Annotated in this window: 20 protein-coding genes; 4 read left to right on the forward strand and 16 right to left on the reverse strand. The window is 65.0% G+C overall.

The window, feature by feature from the left end; genetic code table 11:
• Positions 1 to 4: 4 nt before the first annotated feature.
• The 3 genes from E6C48_RS01365 to E6C48_RS22465 all read right to left on the reverse strand — a co-directional run bounded on the left by E6C48_RS01365 (position 5) and on the right by E6C48_RS22465 (position 1,897).
• The gene (locus E6C48_RS01365) at positions 5 to 943 is read right to left on the reverse strand and encodes a GlxA family transcriptional regulator (protein WP_348639794.1); all 939 of its coding nucleotides are present in this window, start codon (positions 941 to 943) and stop codon (positions 5 to 7) included.
• A gap of 345 nt (positions 944 to 1,288) precedes the next feature.
• The gene (locus E6C48_RS22990) at positions 1,289 to 1,423 is read right to left on the reverse strand and encodes a hypothetical protein (protein WP_136353205.1); all 135 of its coding nucleotides are present in this window, start codon (positions 1,421 to 1,423) and stop codon (positions 1,289 to 1,291) included.
• A 300-nt stretch (positions 1,424 to 1,723) separates the two neighbouring features.
• The gene (locus E6C48_RS22465; RefSeq protein ID WP_168734420.1) at positions 1,724 to 1,897 is read right to left on the reverse strand and encodes a hypothetical protein; all 174 of its coding nucleotides are present in this window, start codon (positions 1,895 to 1,897) and stop codon (positions 1,724 to 1,726) included.
• A gap of 166 nt (positions 1,898 to 2,063) precedes the next feature.
• Here E6C48_RS22465 and E6C48_RS01375 point away from each other — a divergent pair, with 166 nt between their 5' ends.
• Positions 2,064 to 2,963 carry a LysR substrate-binding domain-containing protein gene (locus tag E6C48_RS01375; protein ID WP_136353969.1) on the forward strand — a complete coding sequence of 300 codons (900 nt, stop codon included), beginning with the start codon at positions 2,064 to 2,066 and terminating at the stop codon, positions 2,961 to 2,963.
• 5 nt (positions 2,964 to 2,968) lie between these two features.
• Here the strand turns inward: E6C48_RS01375 and E6C48_RS01380 are convergent, their stop codons facing one another.
• The 3 genes from E6C48_RS01380 to E6C48_RS01390 form a co-directional block, all read right to left on the reverse strand.
• Positions 2,969 to 3,940 (reverse strand): alpha/beta hydrolase, encoded by a 972-nt coding sequence (locus E6C48_RS01380; protein ID WP_136353207.1) that lies wholly within the window; start codon positions 3,938 to 3,940, stop codon positions 2,969 to 2,971.
• A 126-nt stretch (positions 3,941 to 4,066) separates the two neighbouring features.
• Entirely contained in the window at positions 4,067 to 4,747 is a 681-nt protein-coding gene (locus tag E6C48_RS01385) for a L,D-transpeptidase (RefSeq protein ID WP_136353209.1), read from the reverse strand.
• A 237-nt stretch (positions 4,748 to 4,984) separates the two neighbouring features.
• Entirely contained in the window at positions 4,985 to 7,039 is a 2,055-nt protein-coding gene (locus E6C48_RS01390; protein ID WP_136353211.1) for an ASKHA domain-containing protein, read from the reverse strand.
• A 197-nt stretch (positions 7,040 to 7,236) separates the two neighbouring features.
• Here E6C48_RS01390 and E6C48_RS01395 point away from each other — a divergent pair, with 197 nt between their 5' ends.
• Positions 7,237 to 7,542, forward strand: coding sequence for a GIY-YIG nuclease family protein (locus E6C48_RS01395; protein ID WP_136353213.1), 306 nt, complete (start codon positions 7,237 to 7,239; stop codon positions 7,540 to 7,542).
• Between the two features lie 141 nt (positions 7,543 to 7,683).
• On the opposite strand, the gene E6C48_RS01400 is transcribed toward E6C48_RS01395, so the two are convergent.
• From E6C48_RS01400 to E6C48_RS01435, 8 genes are all read right to left on the reverse strand, one after another.
• Positions 7,684 to 8,658, reverse strand: coding sequence for a methyltetrahydrofolate cobalamin methyltransferase (locus tag E6C48_RS01400; RefSeq protein ID WP_136353216.1), 975 nt, complete (start codon positions 8,656 to 8,658; stop codon positions 7,684 to 7,686).
• 79 nt (positions 8,659 to 8,737) lie between these two features.
• Positions 8,738 to 9,838 (reverse strand): methylenetetrahydrofolate reductase, encoded by a 1,101-nt coding sequence (locus E6C48_RS01405; protein ID WP_136353218.1) that lies wholly within the window; start codon positions 9,836 to 9,838, stop codon positions 8,738 to 8,740.
• The gene (locus tag E6C48_RS01410) at positions 9,835 to 10,386 is read right to left on the reverse strand and encodes a methylenetetrahydrofolate reductase C-terminal domain-containing protein (RefSeq protein WP_136353971.1); all 552 of its coding nucleotides are present in this window, start codon (positions 10,384 to 10,386) and stop codon (positions 9,835 to 9,837) included. The genes E6C48_RS01405 and E6C48_RS01410 overlap by 4 nt, the downstream gene beginning before the upstream one ends.
• 109 nt (positions 10,387 to 10,495) lie before the next feature.
• Positions 10,496 to 10,798 (reverse strand): virulence factor, encoded by a 303-nt coding sequence (locus tag E6C48_RS01415; RefSeq protein ID WP_136353220.1) that lies wholly within the window; start codon positions 10,796 to 10,798, stop codon positions 10,496 to 10,498.
• Positions 10,799 to 10,929: 131 nt separating this feature from the next.
• A complete protein-coding gene (locus E6C48_RS01420) occupies positions 10,930 to 11,712 on the reverse strand; it encodes a formyl transferase (protein WP_136353222.1) in 783 nt (260 codons plus the stop codon).
• Between the two features lie 41 nt (positions 11,713 to 11,753).
• Positions 11,754 to 12,686 (reverse strand): fatty acid desaturase family protein, encoded by a 933-nt coding sequence (locus E6C48_RS01425; protein ID WP_230978635.1) that lies wholly within the window; start codon positions 12,684 to 12,686, stop codon positions 11,754 to 11,756.
• A gap of 3 nt (positions 12,687 to 12,689) precedes the next feature.
• A complete protein-coding gene (locus tag E6C48_RS01430; RefSeq protein WP_136353224.1) occupies positions 12,690 to 13,280 on the reverse strand; it encodes a DUF4893 domain-containing protein in 591 nt (196 codons plus the stop codon).
• A gap of 45 nt (positions 13,281 to 13,325) precedes the next feature.
• A complete protein-coding gene (locus E6C48_RS01435) occupies positions 13,326 to 13,970 on the reverse strand; it encodes a DUF1638 domain-containing protein (protein WP_136353227.1) in 645 nt (214 codons plus the stop codon).
• 63 nt (positions 13,971 to 14,033) lie between these two features.
• On the opposite strand from E6C48_RS01435, the gene E6C48_RS01440 reads away from it, so the two are divergent.
• Positions 14,034 to 14,171, forward strand: a complete 138-nt coding sequence (locus E6C48_RS01440; protein WP_136353229.1) for an entericidin A/B family lipoprotein — start codon at positions 14,034 to 14,036, stop codon at positions 14,169 to 14,171.
• A gap of 54 nt (positions 14,172 to 14,225) precedes the next feature.
• On the opposite strand, the gene E6C48_RS01445 is transcribed toward E6C48_RS01440, so the two are convergent.
• Positions 14,226 to 14,924: a corrinoid protein gene (locus tag E6C48_RS01445; RefSeq protein WP_136353231.1), complete on the reverse strand. Its 699-nt coding sequence runs from the start codon at positions 14,922 to 14,924 to the stop codon at positions 14,226 to 14,228.
• A 247-nt stretch (positions 14,925 to 15,171) separates the two neighbouring features.
• Between E6C48_RS01445 and E6C48_RS01450 the strand changes: the two genes are divergently transcribed.
• Positions 15,172 to 16,746: a trimethylamine methyltransferase family protein gene (locus tag E6C48_RS01450; RefSeq protein WP_136353975.1), complete on the forward strand. Its 1,575-nt coding sequence runs from the start codon at positions 15,172 to 15,174 to the stop codon at positions 16,744 to 16,746.
• A gap of 96 nt (positions 16,747 to 16,842) precedes the next feature.
• Here the strand turns inward: E6C48_RS01450 and E6C48_RS01455 are convergent, their stop codons facing one another.
• Complete coding sequence (locus tag E6C48_RS01455) at positions 16,843 to 17,748, reverse strand: LysR family transcriptional regulator (protein ID WP_136353233.1); 906 nt, start codon at positions 17,746 to 17,748, stop codon at positions 16,843 to 16,845.
• Positions 17,749 to 17,778: the final 30 nt, after the last annotated feature.

A 17,778-nucleotide genomic window follows, 5' to 3' on the forward strand; every position in this document is an offset into this window, starting at 1 on the left:
CGGTCTACGCCGCCAGCAGATGCTTGCGGTCGACGCGCTCCTGCTGCGGCGAGCGGGCGTAGAGTTCGCGGTAGCATTTTGAGAAGTGCGAGGCCGAGACGAAGCCGCAGGCCACCGCCACTTCCACCACCGGCATGGACGACTGGATGAGCAGGTGGCGGGCGCGGTCCAGCCGGATCTCGAGATAGTAGCGAGCCGGGGAACGGCCCATCTCGGAGCGGAACAGCCGCTCGATCTGCCGGCGCGACAGGTCGACATGGTCGGCGATCTCGATCAGCGACAGCGGCTCCGACAGGTTGGCCTCCATCAGTTCGATGATGGTGAGCACCTTGGAATTCTGCACGCCGAGCCGTGCGCGCAAAGGCAGGCGCTGGCGGTCGGTCGGGCTCCTGACGCGGTCGGTCAGCACCTGCTCGCAGACGCGGTTGACGAGGTTCTCGTCGAAATCGTCGCCGATCAGCTTCAGCATCATGTCGAGGGCCGCCGTGCCGCCGGCGCAGGTATAGATGTTCTGGTCGACTTCGTAGAGGTCGGCGAAGACGTTGGCCTTGGGGAACGCCTCCTGGAAGCCGGGCAGGTTTTCCCAGTGGATGGCGCAGCGCCTGTTGGACAACAGGCCGGCATTGGCTAGGACATGGGCGCCGGTGCACAGGCCACCGACGGCGACGCCGCGATTGTGTTCCTCGCGCAGCCAGGCGAAGACCGACTTGTTGTGGTATTTCTCGACATTGATGCCGCTGCACACGATGGCCATGGACGGCCGGTCCGGCCCGGCCATCTTGCGCCGCTCGTCGTCGAGCGAGGTGTCGACGGCGCATTCGACGCCGCTGGACGCGCGCACCGGCTTGCCATCGATGCTGGCCAGCCGCCACTTGTAGGCTTCGTAGCCCAGCATGCGATTGGCCAGCCGCAACGGGTCCAGCGCGGTCGCGAAGGCGACCATGGTGAAGTCGGGGATGAGAAAAAAGACAAACGACCGCTTGCTGGAATGCTGGCTGGCGTTCACGGCACCCTCCCGAGGCCCGGATGACGCGATCAGAATGTCGCGATCAGCATAGCGTCATCAGGAAAAACCTTTCCTGTCAATCGGCTAGACCGCTTTGCAAGAATTAAATTTGCGACATGGGTCGCAAACGGGCAATCCATGAGAGGGCGGCGCCAGACGCTGCCCGCTGCGGTTGCATCGCCGGATATCCGGGCGTGGGAATGCACGAAACCGCCCCGGCGGCGAGACCGGGGCGGCTGCGATTCAGGAAACGCGCGTCGCTATGGAACGCAACGCGGAAATTCAGGCGACGAAGCCGAGGCGGGCGGCCGCGACGGCGCCGGTCTGGCCGGGCATGGTGCGGCCGAGGCGCTGGCGCTCAAGCGCCGTCGTCAGGTTGCCTTCGCGGCGGGCGAAGAGGCGGCTGAAGAATTTCATGACGAACTCCATTCGGTTGCTCAGACGGGTCGCCTTCGCGTGATGGAGTGGGGCCGGCTCGTTTGACTGCGATATAGTCTTGTGCAGTGCATGATGAAATCGCAAATGCGAAGCGCTTAGCATGAAAAGCGACATCGCAATGCTGTCGTTTTCCGGCATGGCGCTCGAAATCGAATGTATTTACAGTCGCTTAATCATCGACCGCGAGCGCCATGCGATTTGTTCATATGCGCCATGCAGCGCCGTCATGACTGGCCGGCGACCCTATCCGAGGGCGGGTAGGGTGCGTCGGCCGTCGCGTCAGTGCAGAACTTTCTCGCGCGATGCGGCAGGCGCCTCGCTGGCTTCCGGCCAGCCGATATCCTTCTGCAATTCCTGCGGCAGCGAGAGGATAGCGCGCTCGGTCTGGTAGCGGGTGCGGGCGGCGTTGAACTCGGTCGCGATACGACCGATCGTCGACAGTATCGATGTCATGGCCTTCTCCTTGGCGTTCCGGGCTGGGCGGCGGATCGCGGGCCTTTCATGGCCGGATCGGGGTGCCGCTCGTCACCTTCCGACAGGATTGACTATGAGGCCGGATTGATATTCAATCAAACGAAATGGAATGATGTTTTTCATCAGAAAAATTGAAAGCGACACCATGAACGCGCCGCTCAATCATCCCCTGCCGTTGCTCGATCTCGATGTCCTGCGCACTTTCGTGGCGATCGCCGAAACCGGCAGCTTCACCACCGCCGCCACGGCCGTCTACCGCACGCCGTCGGCGGTCTCCATGCAGATCAAGAAGCTGGAGGACATCCTCGGCCGCTCGGTGTTCGCGCGCGACGCGCGTTCGGTATCGCTGACGACGGACGGCGAAATGCTGCTCGGCTATGCGCGGCGGCTGCTGGCCATCAACCGCGAAGCGGTGTCGAAGTTCATCGTGCCCGACATCGTCGGCGTGGTGCGGCTCGGCGCGCCGGACGACTACGGCGAGCGGGTGTTGCCGCATGTGCTCAAGCGCTTCGCGCAGTCACATCCGTCCATCGCCGTCGACGTCACCATCGACCAGTCGATCAACCTGCGCCGGCGCATGGACGACCGGGCGCTGGACCTCACGCTGCTTACCAACTCCTACAAGGCCAGTGCCATCGGTGCCGAGGTGCTTTTAACCGAACCGATCGTGTGGGCGGCCGCCAAGGGTGGTTGCGCGCATCTGCGCGACCCGCTGCCGGTGTCGGTGTGGGAGGAAGGCTGCGTGTGGCGGGCAGGGGCGCTGGAAGCGCTCGGCCGGCAGGGCATCAACTACCGCGTCGCCTATATGAGCGCCCACACCGCCGGCCAGCGCGCCGCGATCATGGCCGACCTTGCCGTGGCGCCGCTGCCGGGCTCGTTCCTCGGCAGCGACATGGTGGCCCTAGGCCCGGCTGACGGCATGCCGGAGATCGGCAACTACAGCCTCGCCATGGTGGTGACGCCGGACGCCAGCGCGCCGGTCAAGGCCGTGGCCGATCATATCCGCGCGACGTTCGAGGTGTTCCGCAACACCGGCAAGTTCTGAGAGGCCTATTCGGCGGCATCCCGGACCGGATTGGAAGCATCGGGGCCTTCGGCCGCTTCCCGCTCGTGTCGCGGGGCCGTCCTTGCCGCATCGGCGGTAAGGAAGTCCACCATGCGGTCGCGGGCCAGCCGCGCTTCCGGCATGCGGATCAGCGGCCAGACATGGAACATGCCTTCGCCATAGACGACCTCGACGTCCACGCCGGCAGCGCGGGCCTTTTCCGCGAAGATCAGGTTGTCGGGCGAGAGCAGGTCGCGCGAACCGGTGAACAGAAGCGTGTGCGGCAGCACCGAAAGGTCGCCATAGAGCGGGCTGATGCGCCAGTCGGCGCGGTCCATGCCGGCGCCGTAGAGGCGGATCGCCTCCAGCCCGCCGGGAATGTCCAGCCACGGGTCGTGCTCGGCCAGTTCGAAAATGGCCGGATTGGCCAGCGACATGTCGAGGCCGGGCGAGATCAGCACGTGGCTGGCCGGTGCGGGCAGGCCTTCGCGCGCCGCCATCATGGTCAGCACGACCGCCATGTTGCCGCCGGCGGAATCGCCCATGAAGACGATGTCGGCGGCCTCGTTCTCCTCCAGCATGCGGCGATAGACGGCGCCGACCATGCCGAACATGGCGTGGAAGTCGTGCTCGGGTGCGATCGGATAGATGGGGACGGTGACACCGTAGCCTGTGCGCTCGGCCAACTCGGCAATCAGCGCCCAATGATAGGACGTGATTTCAAAGACATAGGCGCCGCCGTGCATGTAGAGAATCCGCTTCGCGGCGCCGGCGCGGGGCGCGATCTCGTAGACGGGGTAGCCTTCGACGTCCGTCGTGCGGATATCGAGGCGCTGCGTCATCCAGGCCGGGGGCAGGTGGCTCTGCCTCTTGCGGGCGTGGGCGATCCAGCGCTGCATGTTTTCCGGTGAGGCAAAAGCCTTCTTGCGACTATGGCGCAGGATGAAGGCGACGGCGTGGCTGGTCAAGCTTGGCATGGGCAGGCACTCGTCCGGCGCGTCACGCCGGCTCTATGAACGCCTCCCTTCGCCATCAAAATTGGTTTTGAAGGCCCGATCTGTCAAGGATCGGCACGCTACGCCATGTTGCGTATGCGTGTCGCCTCAGGCCGCCAAGGGTGTATCCTGCTGCAGGACGATGACGCGGGAGCCGGGGCGCACGCGCCGGTAGAGGTCCATGACGTCCTGGTTCAGCATGCGGATGCAACCGCTGGAAATCGAGCGGCCGATGGACCAGTCCTCGTTGGTGCCGTGGATGCGGTAGAGCGTGTCGACGCCGTTCTTGAACAGGTAGAGCGCGCGCGCGCCGAGCGGGTTGGTCGGGCCGGGTTCCATCCCTTGCGCCAGCGGTCCGTAGCGTTCCGGCTCGCGCGCGATCATGTCCTGCGTCGGCGTCCAGCGCGGCCATTCGCGCTTGTACTGGATGACGCCGGTGCCTTCGAACTCAAGGCCGGCCTTGCCGACGCCGACGCCGTAGCGCATGGCGCGACCTTCGCCCAGAAGCAGATAGAGGAAGCGGTTCGGCGTATCGACGACGACGCTGCCGGGCGTCTCCGGGCCGTTGTAGGCGACTTCCTGCCGGTAATATTTCGGATCGATCTTGGTCAGGTCAGGTGCCGGAATCGGAAACGGCTCGTCGTCGATAGCCGCGTACATGTCGCGATAGTATTGCGGGATTTCCCGCTTGGCTTTCGGAGCGGTTGCGGACCGGCCGGCGGACACACAACCGCCGAGAAGCAGGGGAACCGCAATGACAAAGCCGCGGCGCGTAAGGGAGGTGGGCATGGACTTCGCTTTTGTTGATGTCTTTTGGTGAGGCTCGTCGCAGAAAAAGCCTTAGACTTCCACTATGGCACGATCACGGTGCGGCCGGACCTGTTCACGCTTGTGTGAGGTGGCGATGAGCTGTCGGCGTGTCGGATCAGCGTGCGTTCCGGCGAACGCGATCCCGTTGCTCCGATCCGGTTTCCCTGGCCGAACCGGGCGCGATGCCGGGCGATTCCGACTGGCTGCAAAGATGCCCTAGCCGCGCCGCCGGCCCTCGCGACCACGCCGCCGCGATCCGCCGTCCCCGTCCGCGCCGGCTTCCATGACCTTGCGCGGCGGCAGCTTCACCTGCTCGGACAGCTTGGGGAAGGCGTCCACCTTGTTGGGCAGCGCCATGGCGTTGATGAACAGGCGCTGGAAGTCCGGCTCCAGCGCCGTCTCGATCTTCTCGATCTTCGAAACCTCATGTTCGATCTCACGGCGATGGTCGCGGTTGAGCAGCGCCATCAGCGCGCCGGTGCCGGAGGCGTTGCCGACCGCCTTGACTTCCGCGAGGTCGCAGTCGGGGATGAGGCCGAGCACCATGGCGTATTTCGGATCGATGAAGGAGCCGAAAGCGCCGGCGAAGCGGATGGTGTCCACCTGTTCGATACCCTGCTTTTCCATCAACAGCTTGGTGCCGGCATAAAGGGCCGCCTTGGCGAGCTGGATGGCGCGGATGTCGTTCTGGGTGACGGTGATGCGCGGCTGGCCGTCGCGCAGCAGGTAGGAGAAGGTGCGGCCGTTCTCGATGATGCGCGGCGTGCGCGCGGCAAGCGCACCGTCGATGACGCCGTCCTCCGAGATCAGGCCGGACAGGTACATCTCCGCCACCACCTCGATGATGGCCGAGCCGCAGATGCCGGTGACGCCGGTCGCCTTGGCGGCTTCCTCGAAGCCTTCCTCGTCGGACCATTTGTCGACGCCGATGACCCTGTATTTCGGCTCGAACGTCTCGGGATCGATGCGCACGCGCTCGATGGCACCGGGGGCGGCGCGCTGGCCGGACGAGATTTCCGCACCCTCGAAGGCGGGGCCGGTGGGCGAGGAGGCGGCGACGACGTGCTTGTCATTGCCCAGCACGATTTCGGCATTGGTGCCGACATCGACCAGAAGCATCATGCGGTCCTGCCGGTAAGGGCCTTCCGACAGCGTGGCGCCGGCGGCGTCGGCGCCGACATGGCCGGCAATGCAGGGGAGCGTATAGAGCCGCGCGCCGCGGCTCACCTCGATGCCGATCTCGTGCGCCCAGAATTGCAGCGCGCCGGAAACGGCGAGCGCGAACGGCGCCTGGCCGAGCTCGGTCGGGTCGATGCCGAGGAACAGGTGGTGCATGATCGGGTTGGCGACGAACACGCAATCGAAGATGTCGTGCCGGTCGACGCCGCTCTCGGCGCACACCTTGCCGATGAGGTCGTTGACGGCCTGGCGCACCGCAGCGGTCATCGCCCCCTGGCCATCCGGGTTCATCATGACGTAGGAGACGCGGCTCATGACGTCTTCGCCGAAGCGGATCTGCGGGTTCGGCGCGCCGGCCGATGCCACGATGCGGCCCGACAGCAGCGACACCAGATGCATGGCGATGGTGGTCGAGCCAATGTCGCAGGCGATGCCGTAGGCCTCGTTCTTCAGGCCGGGATAGAGCGCGATGATGAAGGGGCGCGAGGATTCCATGTCGCGATGGATCGCGGCGGTGACGGCCCAGTTCTCCTTGCGCAGGATCTTCTGGACTTCCGGGATGAGGTGCGGGGCGACCAGAAGGTCCTTCCAGCCCCAGTCCTTGGCGAGCACGGCCTTCAGGCGGTCCAGATCGCCGAGCGGCTTGTGCATGTCGGGCTCGTCGACCTCGACGTAGCACATCTGCACGGCGGCGTTGCGCTCGATCACGCGGTCGGTGGCGGCCTTGCGGATGGTCTGCGCATTGATGACGGTGTCCTGCGGCACGTCGACGACGAGGTCGCCCTGGACGGTGGCCGAGCAGGACAGGCGGCGCCCCTCGGGCAGGCCGCGCACGCGCTCGTAGCGTTCCTCCTTTGGCCCCTTGGGCGAGATATGATCGAGCGAGGAGACGATCTTGTGCTTGGCGAAATTGCCTTCCTGCACCTCGATCTGGCAGCGCCCGCAGGTGGCGCGGCCGCCGCACACCGATTCCACATAGACGCCGAGCGAGCGCGCCGCATCGAGAACCGGCGTACCGACGGGGAAGCGCCCACGCTTACCGGACGGCATGAACAGGACGAGAGGATCGGTGGAGTTTACGGGAGCGTTCATTGTACTGGTGCGTCCTTCGAGGCTCGCTGCGCTCGCACCTCAGGATGAGGGAGGTGGGTGCGGTTTCTCCGTTGCCAAGTTCTGAGAGGCAGGGGAACTGTGATATGTTGATGATGACGCTTCAAGGCTTGGGATGAAGGGTGTGAACGCCCCTCATCCTGAGGTGCGAGCGCAGCGAGCCTCGAAGGACGCATTGAATGCAATTCGAGATGACGGTCTATATGCTCAGATGCGCCGATGGTTCCTACTATGTAGGCTCGACCAAGCAAGAGGTCGAGGCAAGGCTCTGGGAGCATAACAACCTTCCCATCGACAGCTACACGGCGCGCCGTCGGCCGGTGGAACTTGTCTTCGCCGAAGGTTACGACCGCATCACCGATGCCATCGCGCGAGAGCGACAAATCAAAGGTTGGTCTCGGCGTAAGAAAGAAGCGTTGGTCGCGCTTGCCTATGAGAGTCTGCCGGCGCTGTCGCGGCGAGGTCATCTTGTTGATAGAGAGTAAGTGCGTCCTTCGAGGCTCGCTTCGCTCGCACCTCAGGATGAGGGAGGTGGTTTGCCCGGTTTTGCTTGCGCAGGTTCGGCACAAACGGTCCTCATCCTGAGGTGCGAGCGAAGCGAGCCTCGAAGGACGCACGACCATTCCTCATCCCCTCGCCATCCTCGCCTCACGGCCACCGCGACGTCTTCCGCCGGCAGCCGCAGCGCCTTCCGCGCTGGGCGTGGTGACCGCCACCGGCGGCGGGGCGGCGTGCTCGCCCGGCTTGAAGTCCTTGTAGGTCTTGATCCAGGTCATGCAGTCCTTGTCGGTGCCGGCCAGAACGTTGGCGCCGCGCACGGCTTCCATCTCCTGCGGGCGGACCGGGTTCATGATGGCCGAGGTCATGCCCGCGCCAATCACCATCGGGATGAAGGCGGCGTTGATGCCGTGCCGGTGCGGCAGGCCGAAGGAGATGTTGGAGAGGCCGCAGGTGGTGTTGACCTTGAGTTCCTCGCGGAGCCGCCGCAGCAGCGCGAAGACCTGGCGGCCGGCATCGCCCAGCGCGCCGATCGGCATGACCAGCGGGTCGACCACCACGTCGTGCGCCGGGATGCCGAAATCGGCGCAGCGCTCGACGATCTTCTTGGCAACGGCGAAACGGACGTCCGGATCCATCGAGATGCCGGTCTCGTCGTTGGAGATGGCGACCACCGGCACGTTGTATTTCTTCACCAGCGGCAGGATCGCTTCCAGCTTCTCCTCCTCGCCGGTGACGGAATTGACCAGCGGACGGCCCTTGGCGACCTTGAGTGCCGCTTCGATGGCGCCGGAAACGGACGAGTCGATGGACAGCGGCAGGTCGACCAGGTTCTGGACGATCTCAAGCGTCTGGACCAGCAGGCCCGGTTCCGTTTCGTTCGGGTTGACGGAGGTGACGCCGGCATTGACGTCGAGCATGGTGGCGCCGCAGGCGGCCTGTTCCAGCGCGTCCTTCTTCACCGTCTCGAAATTGCCCTCGATCATCTCGGCGGCCAGCTTCTTGCGACCGGTCGGGTTGATGCGCTCGCCGATCACGCAGAACGGCTGGTCGAAACCGATGACGATTTCGCGGGTCGCGGATGCGACGATGGTGCGGGTCATGATTGTCTCCGTCGTGATATAAAGATTTCTTTATATCGTTATCTGATTGCATTCAAGCACAGGTTCGGGATGGCGTCGGTCAATGCGCGGACTTGACCATGTCCACCTGCGTTTCGGTTATGTCGTCGTGAAGCAGGCGGCCGAGGCGCTCGGCGACCAGCGCGTCATCGGCGCGCACTTCGCGTATCCACGGCCGGCGGCCCTTCAGCACGCCCGATTCATCGACGATCTCGGCGACGTATTCCTCCTGCCGGTAGGCCATCACATGGACGCCCGACACGCCGGGGATTTCCTTCACCTCGTTGATGATGTCGATGCAGAGCTGCTTGCCTTCCTTCTTCTGGTCCTCAGCGCCCTCCAGCCGCTTGATGACGGCGTCGGGGATGTGGATGCCCGGCACGTTGGAGCGGATCCATTTCGCCGTCTTGGCCGAGGCGAGGGGACCGACGCCGCACAGGATGAAGACCTTTTCGGTATAGCCGAGGTCGCGCACGCGCTGCATGTAGGTGCGAAACATCGGCACGTCGAAGCAATACTGGCTCTGCACGAACTGCGCGCCGGCGGCGATCTTCTTGCCAAGCCGGTGCGGGCGGAAATCGTAAGGCGGCGCGAACGGGTTGATGGCGGCGCCGAGGAACACTTGCGGTGGCGTCGTCAGCTTGCGGCCGGAGAGGAACTTGCCGTTGTCGCGCATGACGCGTACGGTCTCCAGCAACGACATGCAGTCGAGATCGAACACCGGCTTGGCGCCGGGCTGGTCGCCGGCCTGCACGCCGTCACCGGTCAGGCACAGCATGTTGGCGACGCCCATGGCGGCACCGCCCAGCACGTCGCCCTGGATGGCGATGCGGTTCTTGTCGCGGCAGGCGATCTGCATGATCGGCGCGTAGCCCATGCGGGTCAAAAGCGCGCAGATGCCGACCGACGACATATGGCAGTTGGCGCCGGAGGCGTCGACGGCGTTGATGGCGTCCACCCAGCCGTCGAAGATTTTCGCGCGGTTGTAGACGTCTTCGGGGTCGGCGCTGTCGGGCGGGTTCAGTTCGGTGGTGACGGCGAACTCGCCGCGGCGCAGTACGCGCTCGAGGCGGCCGCGCGAGGTGTGGCCGGGCAGGGGCTCCAGCGGCAGGTGGATGCCGGCCGGGTTCTCGTCGCGCTGTGGAGGGCGGGCGGAGGTCATGCTGCGTTTCCGGATTTGGCGGCTTCACGCGCGGCGGCCGCCTGCGCGGTCACGCGCAGCCAGGCGGACGTTTCGCGCAGCGACTGGTCGACCGGCTTCTGCACGTTGAAGATGGCGTCGCCCTTGACCATTTGCCTGGAGCCTTCCCACGCCTTCACCCAGACGCAGGGCATGTCGGGTTCCACTTCGCAGTGGCCGTTGGCGCGCACGCCGCCGCAGGGCCCGTTGCGCAATTGCTTGGGGCAGTTCATCGGGCATGACATGCCGGTGGAAGACAGGATGCATTGGCCGCACATGCGGCAGTCGAACATGAAGCCCTTGACGCGCTTCTCGACGAATTTCACCGGTGCCTCGACGCGGCCGTAGCCGATGCCTTTCCACAGCGGATGCAGCATCAGGAAGGCGTCGGCGAAGCGGGCGTAGAACCATTCCAGCAGCCGCGAATGGCGGATCGACCACAGCCGGACGGCGAAGGAGCGCTGCACGCGCCGCTGCGGCGACACGTCGGCGGGCTTGTAGTCGCTCTTCGGCGCGGTCTTCTTGACCATGGTGGCCTGCGTCACGCCGCCCGCCGCTGCGGGCGGTATGGCCTCGCCCGCAGCGCTCGCCGGACCGGCCGCGGTTGTCGATTCCAGCGGGGTCGTCTTCGGCTGGGTGCTATCCATTTTCCTTGCCGCCTGATTTGGCGAGAGCGACCAGCCGCTCCCGCGGATATGCCGCTTCGAGGTCGTTCACGGCCTTGTCAGCCTCGGCTTCGAGGTCGTCGCCGACAGGCACGGGGTCGGCGCGCCGCCATTCGGCGAGGTAGGCGTCCGTCGCGGCCGCCCCTGACTTCATCGCAGCCATGTCGATGGCCTCGGTGAAGCGCAGCGACAGTTCGCGCTTGGCGTTCAGCCGCCCGCGCTTGACGGTGACCTGAGCGGGAATGTCGCGCCAGTAGACGACGATCAGATCGGCCATGATTGGTAACTCCTCTTGGTTTCGAGCATTGCCGCATGCAGGTTCGGCCCGCTTCTCATGGGACGACGCATGGGCCTTCAAAAGCGACGCAGGCGGGCGTCGCAAACGGGCGGATTTGCGGCGAGGGAATATTACCAGACGCGTTTCGTCAAACCGGTCCACAGATAGAACCAGATCGTCGGGTGATACCATTGCCGCGAAGGCAGATCGGTCTTCAAGATCTCGATGCGTCCCGAGGCCGCGGCCTCGATGGCCTCGGCGCAGGCGTCGGCCGAAAAGGAGGCCATCGTCATGGCGTAGCTGGGGATGGAATCGCCGGGCTTCGGCTTCGACCGGACCTGCCGGACGATGCCGCCGGTATCGACCCCGGCATCGACCAGATGCACGGTCGCGCCGAAGTTTTCGGCATCGCCGGTCGCCAAAGCCCAGTAGCCGCCGTTCATGCCGCGATATTTCGGCGTGATGCCGGCGTGGAAGTTGAGAACGGGACAGGCGATGCGTGCCAGCGTGGCGCGCGATACGAGGCGGCAGCCGTTGAGCAGCACCACGTCGGCGCCCATGGCGGCGATGGCGTCGGCGCATTCGGGCGAATCGGCCGATGCGACATGCACGATGCGCTGGTCCGGCGCCGGCTCGATGCGCAGGCGGCATTCCTCGACCGTCCGTTGCCGGCGGCGACTGGAGAGGGGGCGGAAAAGCCGCGTGAGCACCATCGTGCCCAGCTGTCCGGCGACGGCGATCCTGCCGAAGCGGCGGGCGCGGGCGCGCAGCAGGGCGCCCTTGGATTCGGGCGCCTCTAGAATGACGGTCACCGGCCCGATGCGGTCGCTCAGCGCATTGACGAGGGCCCAGACATGGGTTCCCCCCGCCGTGACGACGGCAACGCGGTGGCCGGCCGTTTTCGCTTCGCTCATTTCTTCCCCCGTGGCCCGCGCGGAGTATCGAGCGCCAAGGGTTAAGATTTCGCGGCGTCGCCGGCTGCGTCCGATTGGCCCAGATCGCGGACGAGCTTGCCGTGGAAACGGATATAGCCGCGTTCGGTCGTTCTCAGATGTTCCGCCACGACCTCGTGGAAGCGGGGCAATTGGTGGAAAGGCACCGCCGGGTAGGAATGATGCTCGGCATGGTAGGGCATGTTCCACGCCACGAAGCGCACCAGCGAGGTCGTAAAGGTGGTGCGCGTGTTCTCCAGCATGTTGGCGACGTGCGGGCAGCGCGTGTGTTCGGCAAGCAGGTAAGCGCGCAGGAAAGGCTGGCCGAGCAGCGCCGGCACGATCCATATCCAGACCAGGAGCGGCGTGCCGAGGAGGAGGGATAGGGCGACCGCAAGCGCATAGCCGGCCAGATACCGGCGGGCTTCGGCCGCCACCTTGGGGCGTCCTTTTTCCGGAACATAGACATCATGGTTTCTGCCGGTCGCGTTGACGACGATCGTCCTGATCATGCCGCTCCAGTATGCCCAGCCGGAAAGGTAGAGGAGATATTGCGCCAGCGTCTGGGGCTTCGGGCTCATCAGCTCCGGATCGTTTTCGGGATCGTGCGTGTAGCGATGATGGGCGAAGTGGAAATAGCGGAACCATGTCGGCGGTAACAGGATCAGAAAACCGGCGACGTTGGCCAGAACGGTGTTCAGCCGATCGGTGCGGAACGCCGTGCCGTGAATGGTCTCATGGACCAGCGTGAACAGGAAGACGATCAGGATGCCTTGCGGCACCATCAGCAGCGGCCAGAACGGCACCCTGACGGCGATCAGAATTGCCAGGGCCGCCATCAGGGAGAGATACACCGCCAGTCGCACGAGGCCGGGGGCGTCGCTTTTCTCGGTCAGGCCCCTCCTGGTATCGGGCGACAGCCCCGCTATGACGGCGCGATGGTCGATCTCGCTCATGGCTCAGCGCTTGAATTCGAGGATATCGAGGTTCGATTCGTAGTAGGGCGCGGGCAGTTCGAGGCGCCAGGTATTCGGCCCGGTCCGGAAGGCATAGCCGACCTGGTCCGACTTCGGCCCGCTGCCATAGGGCAGGACCGGATCGCCTTCGACGAAGAAGCTGCCGAGGTAGATCGCGCGCTTGGCGTTGTCGTCGTAGAAACGGCCCTTGGTGCGCTGCGAGCCGGTCAGTTTCTCCAGCACCCAGCCGGACCCGTCGTCGCTGACCTTGCATTTGAACCAGCCATAGATGACCAGCACGCCGAAATCGCCGCCGGCCTTGATGGTGCGGCATTTCCAGTTGCCGGTGAGGTCCTTGTCGGAGAAGGCGACCGGCGGCCGTGCCAGGACGGCATTGAACTCCTTCACCTCGGCGGGTTCGCCCTTCTGTGCCGCCGCGATGGCCGCCTTGCGGGTTTCGCCGTATTTTTCCAGCTTGGCCTTGTCGGATGGCGTCATCAGCTTTTGCACGACGCCGTCTGCGAGGGCCGGGGCCGCCAGCGATACGGCCAGCGACCCGACAAGAGCGGCGAGGACGGCGATGCGCGGTTTCATGGATTTCCCCGTCGAAAACGCACGGCCCAGTGCCGTGCGCGCCGATTAGGCCACGGAGCCGGCGGCGCGCGCAAGCCCGCCGACGAGGTCGCCATAGCCGGTCGGGCGGCGCTCGTAGGTGAGGCCGAGCAGCTTCGCCGCGTCCTCGGCCACCTTGTCGAGTTCGGGATCGTCGGTCTGGGCGAGATAGATCAGCTTCTCGTAGTTGCCGAAATAGTCCGCGATCAGTTCGGGATGCTTGTCGAGGCCGAGCGGCTTCATGAAGAAGGCGTCGAACTGCCGGCACAGGAAGTCCGTCATGTAGAACGACATCATATCGTCGTCCGCCACCTTCCGGTAGGCTTCCATGCCCTGGTAGAAGGCGAAGCAATGCGGGCCGGCCATGCGTTCGACGCCGTGTTTCTCAATGACGGCGTCGAGCATGCCGCCGGTGCCGCAATCGGCGTAGCCGACGAAGATGTCGCGATAACCCCTGGCCTTGGCCTCGGAAATCGCCTTGTCCATGGCCGGCGCGATGCGGTCGGGATAGAAATGGAATTCGGCCGGCAGGCAGGTCAGGTCGAGGTGATCGAGGCCGAGCTCTTCCTTCACCGCCAGAATCTCGCGCGCGAGCATGCCGCAGGCGATGACCAGCAGCCGGTCGGCGGGCTTGTCCGCCGGGGTGTTCGTCGCTTTTTGCACCTTGGTCATGGAACCAGTCCGGCCGTTCCTCGTTTCGGCGGTGCGATCTTATCGTGAGAGGGAACAGTGTCCATGAAACTCATCCGCATCGCCCCGCTTGCCGTCATCGCCGCAGCGCTCATGCTGGCCGGCTGTGCCAACACCGTCCGCGGCGTCGGCAAGGACGTCAAGAACACGGCGAACGCCGTCGAGGATACGGTCAACAACTGACGGCGGCCAATTCAGCCAGACGAACAGCTGATACGCGCCTGAGGTCCGCAGGCCTCAGGCGGTGGCGCGTAGGTTGTGCTTGCGCTTCATGAAGTCCTTGGCCGTCTCGACCGCCACGGCGGCGTCGCGGCAATAGGCGTCGGCACCGACCGCCTTGCCGAATTCCTCGTTGAGCGGAGCGCCGCCGACCAGCACGACATAGTCGTCGCGAATGCCCTTTTCCTTCATCGTGTCGATGACGACCTTCATGTAGGGCATGGTGGTGGTAAGCAGTGCCGACATGCCGACGATGTCGGGCTGGTGCTCCTCGATCGCCGCCAGATACTTTTCCACGGCGTTGTTGATGCCGAGGTCGATGACGTCGAAGCCGGCGCCCTCCATCATCATGCCGACGAGGTTCTTGCCGATGTCGTGGATGTCGCCCTTGACCGTGCCGATGATCATCTTGCCCTGCTTGGGCGCGCCGGTGGCGGCCAGCAGCGGACGCAGGATGGCCATGCCAGCCTTCATCGCGTTGGCGGACAGAAGCACTTCGGGAACGAACAGGATGCCGTCGCGGAAATCCTCGCCGACGATGCGCATGCCCTCGACCAGCGCCTCGGTCAGCACCTTGTAGGGCGCCCAGCCGCGCTCGAGAAGGATGTTTGTCCCTTCCTCGATCTCTTCCTTCAAGCCGTCATAGAGGTCGTCGTGCATCTGTTGCACGAGTTCGTCGTCGGCAAGCTCGGACAGGATGATCTCGTCGTCGGACATGAACCCAGCTCCTTGGCGCTTCAGGGCAGTGCGAATGCGCCTCAATACCTATCGCGAGGCGGGCGCTCCTCCATAGCCGATTTGCGACTTACTGCAAAAGGAAAGCGACTGCAAATCTATTGGTTTTCTTGTCGATTTTGGGACAGGCCTTGGCGCTGTCTGGCCGTTTCGGCTAGGGTGCATGACTACGATCCGGGGCAGGGCCGCCTTGCAGGGCGGCGACATGCTTTTCCAGGGAAGAACGGCTATGAGCGAAACGGCGGCGGTCGACCACGAGGCATCAGGCGGCAGGCGGGGGCGCGGAGCAAGCGGCGGCGCCGCGGCACGGCGCGCGGCGCGCGCCGGCGGCGGGCCGGGCACGCAGCTCACCTACATCAAGCGCAAGATCAACCTCTACGAGGTGCTGGACGAGGAAGGCCTGGCGCTGATCGAGAAGAACGCCGACACGGTGCTGGAAGAAGTCGGCATCATCTTCCGCGACGACGAGGAAGCGCTGAAGCTCTGGAAAGAAGCCGGCGCCGACGTGCAGGGCGAGCGGGTGCACTTTCCCAAGGGGCTGTGCCGTTCGCTTCTCAAGACCGCGCCGCAGCAATATATCCAACACGCGCGCAATCGCGAGCGCTCGGTGCAGATCGGCGGCAACGCCACGGTCTTCGCGCCGGTCTACGGCCCGCCCTTCGTGCGCGACCTCGACGGCAACCGCCGCTACGCCACCATCGAGGATTTCCAGAATTTCGTGAAGCTCGCCTACATGGCGCCGTCGATCCACCATTCCGGCGGCACGGTGTGCGAGCCGGTCGACGTGCCGGTGAACAAGCGCCACCTCGACATGATCTACGCCCACATCCGCTATTCGGACAAGCCGTTCATGGGTTCCGTCACCGCGCCGGAGCGGGCCGAGGACACGATCGCGATGGCCAAGCTGGTGTTCGGCGACGACTTCGTCGAGAACAACACGGTGCTGACCTCGCTCATCAACGCCAACTCGCCGATGGTCTTCGACGAGACGATGCTGGGCGCGCTGAAGGTCTATTCGCGCCACAGCCAGGCCTGCATCGTCACGCCGTTCATTCTGGCCGGCGCGATGAGCCCGGTGACGGTGGCCGGCACGCTGACGCAGGTTCTGGCCGAAGTCTTGGCCGGCGCTTCCTTCACGCAGTTGATCCGCCCCGGCGCGCCGGTGCTGTTCGGCACATTCGCCTCGTCGATTTCCATGCAGTCGGGCGCGCCGACCTTCGGCACGCCGGAACCGTCGCTGGTGTCCTACGGCGCAGCACAGCTCGCGCGCCGGCTCGGCCTACCGTTCCGTACCGGCGGCTCGCTCTGCGCCTCCAAGATCTCTGACGCGCAGGCGGCCTATGAGAGCGCCAACACCCTGAACTCGACCATCCTGGCCGGCACCAATTTCGTGCTGCACGCGGCCGGCTGGCTGGAGGGCGGCCTTTCCTCCGGCTACGACAAGTTCATGATGGACATCGACCAGCTCGGCATGCAGCAGAAGTTCTGCGAGGGCGTCGACCTGTCCGAGAATGGGCAGGCGATGGACGCCATCCGCCAGGTCGGGCCGGGCAGCCACTACCTTGGCTGCGACCACACGCAGGCCAACTTCCAGACCGCCTTCTACCGCTCCTCGATCGCCGACAACAATTCCTACGAGCAGTGGCTGGCCGAAGGCGAGAAGACCGCCGACCAGCGCGCCAATGCGCTGGCGCGGAGCTGGCTGGAAAGCTACGAGGCGCCATATCTCGATCCGGGCATCGACGAAGGCCTGAAGGACTTCATCGCCAGGAAGAAGGTGTCGATGCCCGACGCCTTCACTTGAAAGGAGCCCGATTCAGGCCGGGCTAAAGTGGCCAACATCATTCACAAGGAAGTCTGGCGCAGCGCGTTCAAGCAGCCGGGCGAGGAGTGATATCGACTATTTTTTCCCGGCCAGGTTGGCTCGAACCACCTCCACGAAGGCGCGCAGCTTGCTTGCATCCGAGGCGCGGCGCGGGAAATACAGGAACAGGCCGGGCTCCATGATCGACGCCTGGGGCAGTATCTCGACGAGGTCGCCTCGCTCAAGATCGTCGCTCACCTGGGCGTCGAAGACGTAGGCGATGCCGACGCCGGAGAGCGCGAGCTGGTGCGCATAGGCCGAATCCGAAACGCGCGCCGTCCCGCTTACCGGCACCTTGATGTCGCGATCGCCCTCCCGCAGGTCCCAGTCGTAGACCGCGCCGGACCGCAGCAGCCGGTAGCCGATGCAGTTGTGGGCGACGAGGTCCGATATGGTGCCGGGCGTGCCGTGCTCCTCGATATAGCGCGGCGAGGCGACCATCATCGCGCGGCATGGCGGGCTCATGCGGACGGCGACCATGTCCTGTGCGATCATCTCGCCCAGGCGGATGCCGGCGTCGAAACCTTCCGCCACGACGTCGGACAATTTGTCGTCGGCGATGACCTCGACGGTCAGACCGGGGTGGCGCCGCGCCATCTCGGCGAGGATCGGCGTAAGCCCCATGTGAAGCGCGACGCGCGGCGCGTTGATGCGCAGCAGGCCGGAAATATCGCCTTGCGCGGCGCGGACCCGATCGGCCGCGGCATCGATGGCGTCGAAGGCGTGGGCGGCGGCGGAAATGAACGTCTCGCCGGCTTCGGTGAGCGAGACGCTGCGCGTCGTGCGCAGGAAAAGCGGCACGCCAAGGCGCAGTTCCGCGCTGCGGATGGCGTGGCTTACCGCAGAGGCGCCGATGCCGAGTTCGGCGCCAGCCTTGGCGAAGCTTTTTGCCTGGGCGACGGCCAGGACGACCGGGAGCTGAGCGAGCAGGAGGCGATCCATTCCTGAAAAAGATAGCATAACGCATTCGAT

Source organism: Ollibium composti (assembly GCF_004801285.1).
GTDB classification, from domain to species: Bacteria; Pseudomonadota; Alphaproteobacteria; order Rhizobiales; family Rhizobiaceae; genus Mesorhizobium; species Mesorhizobium composti.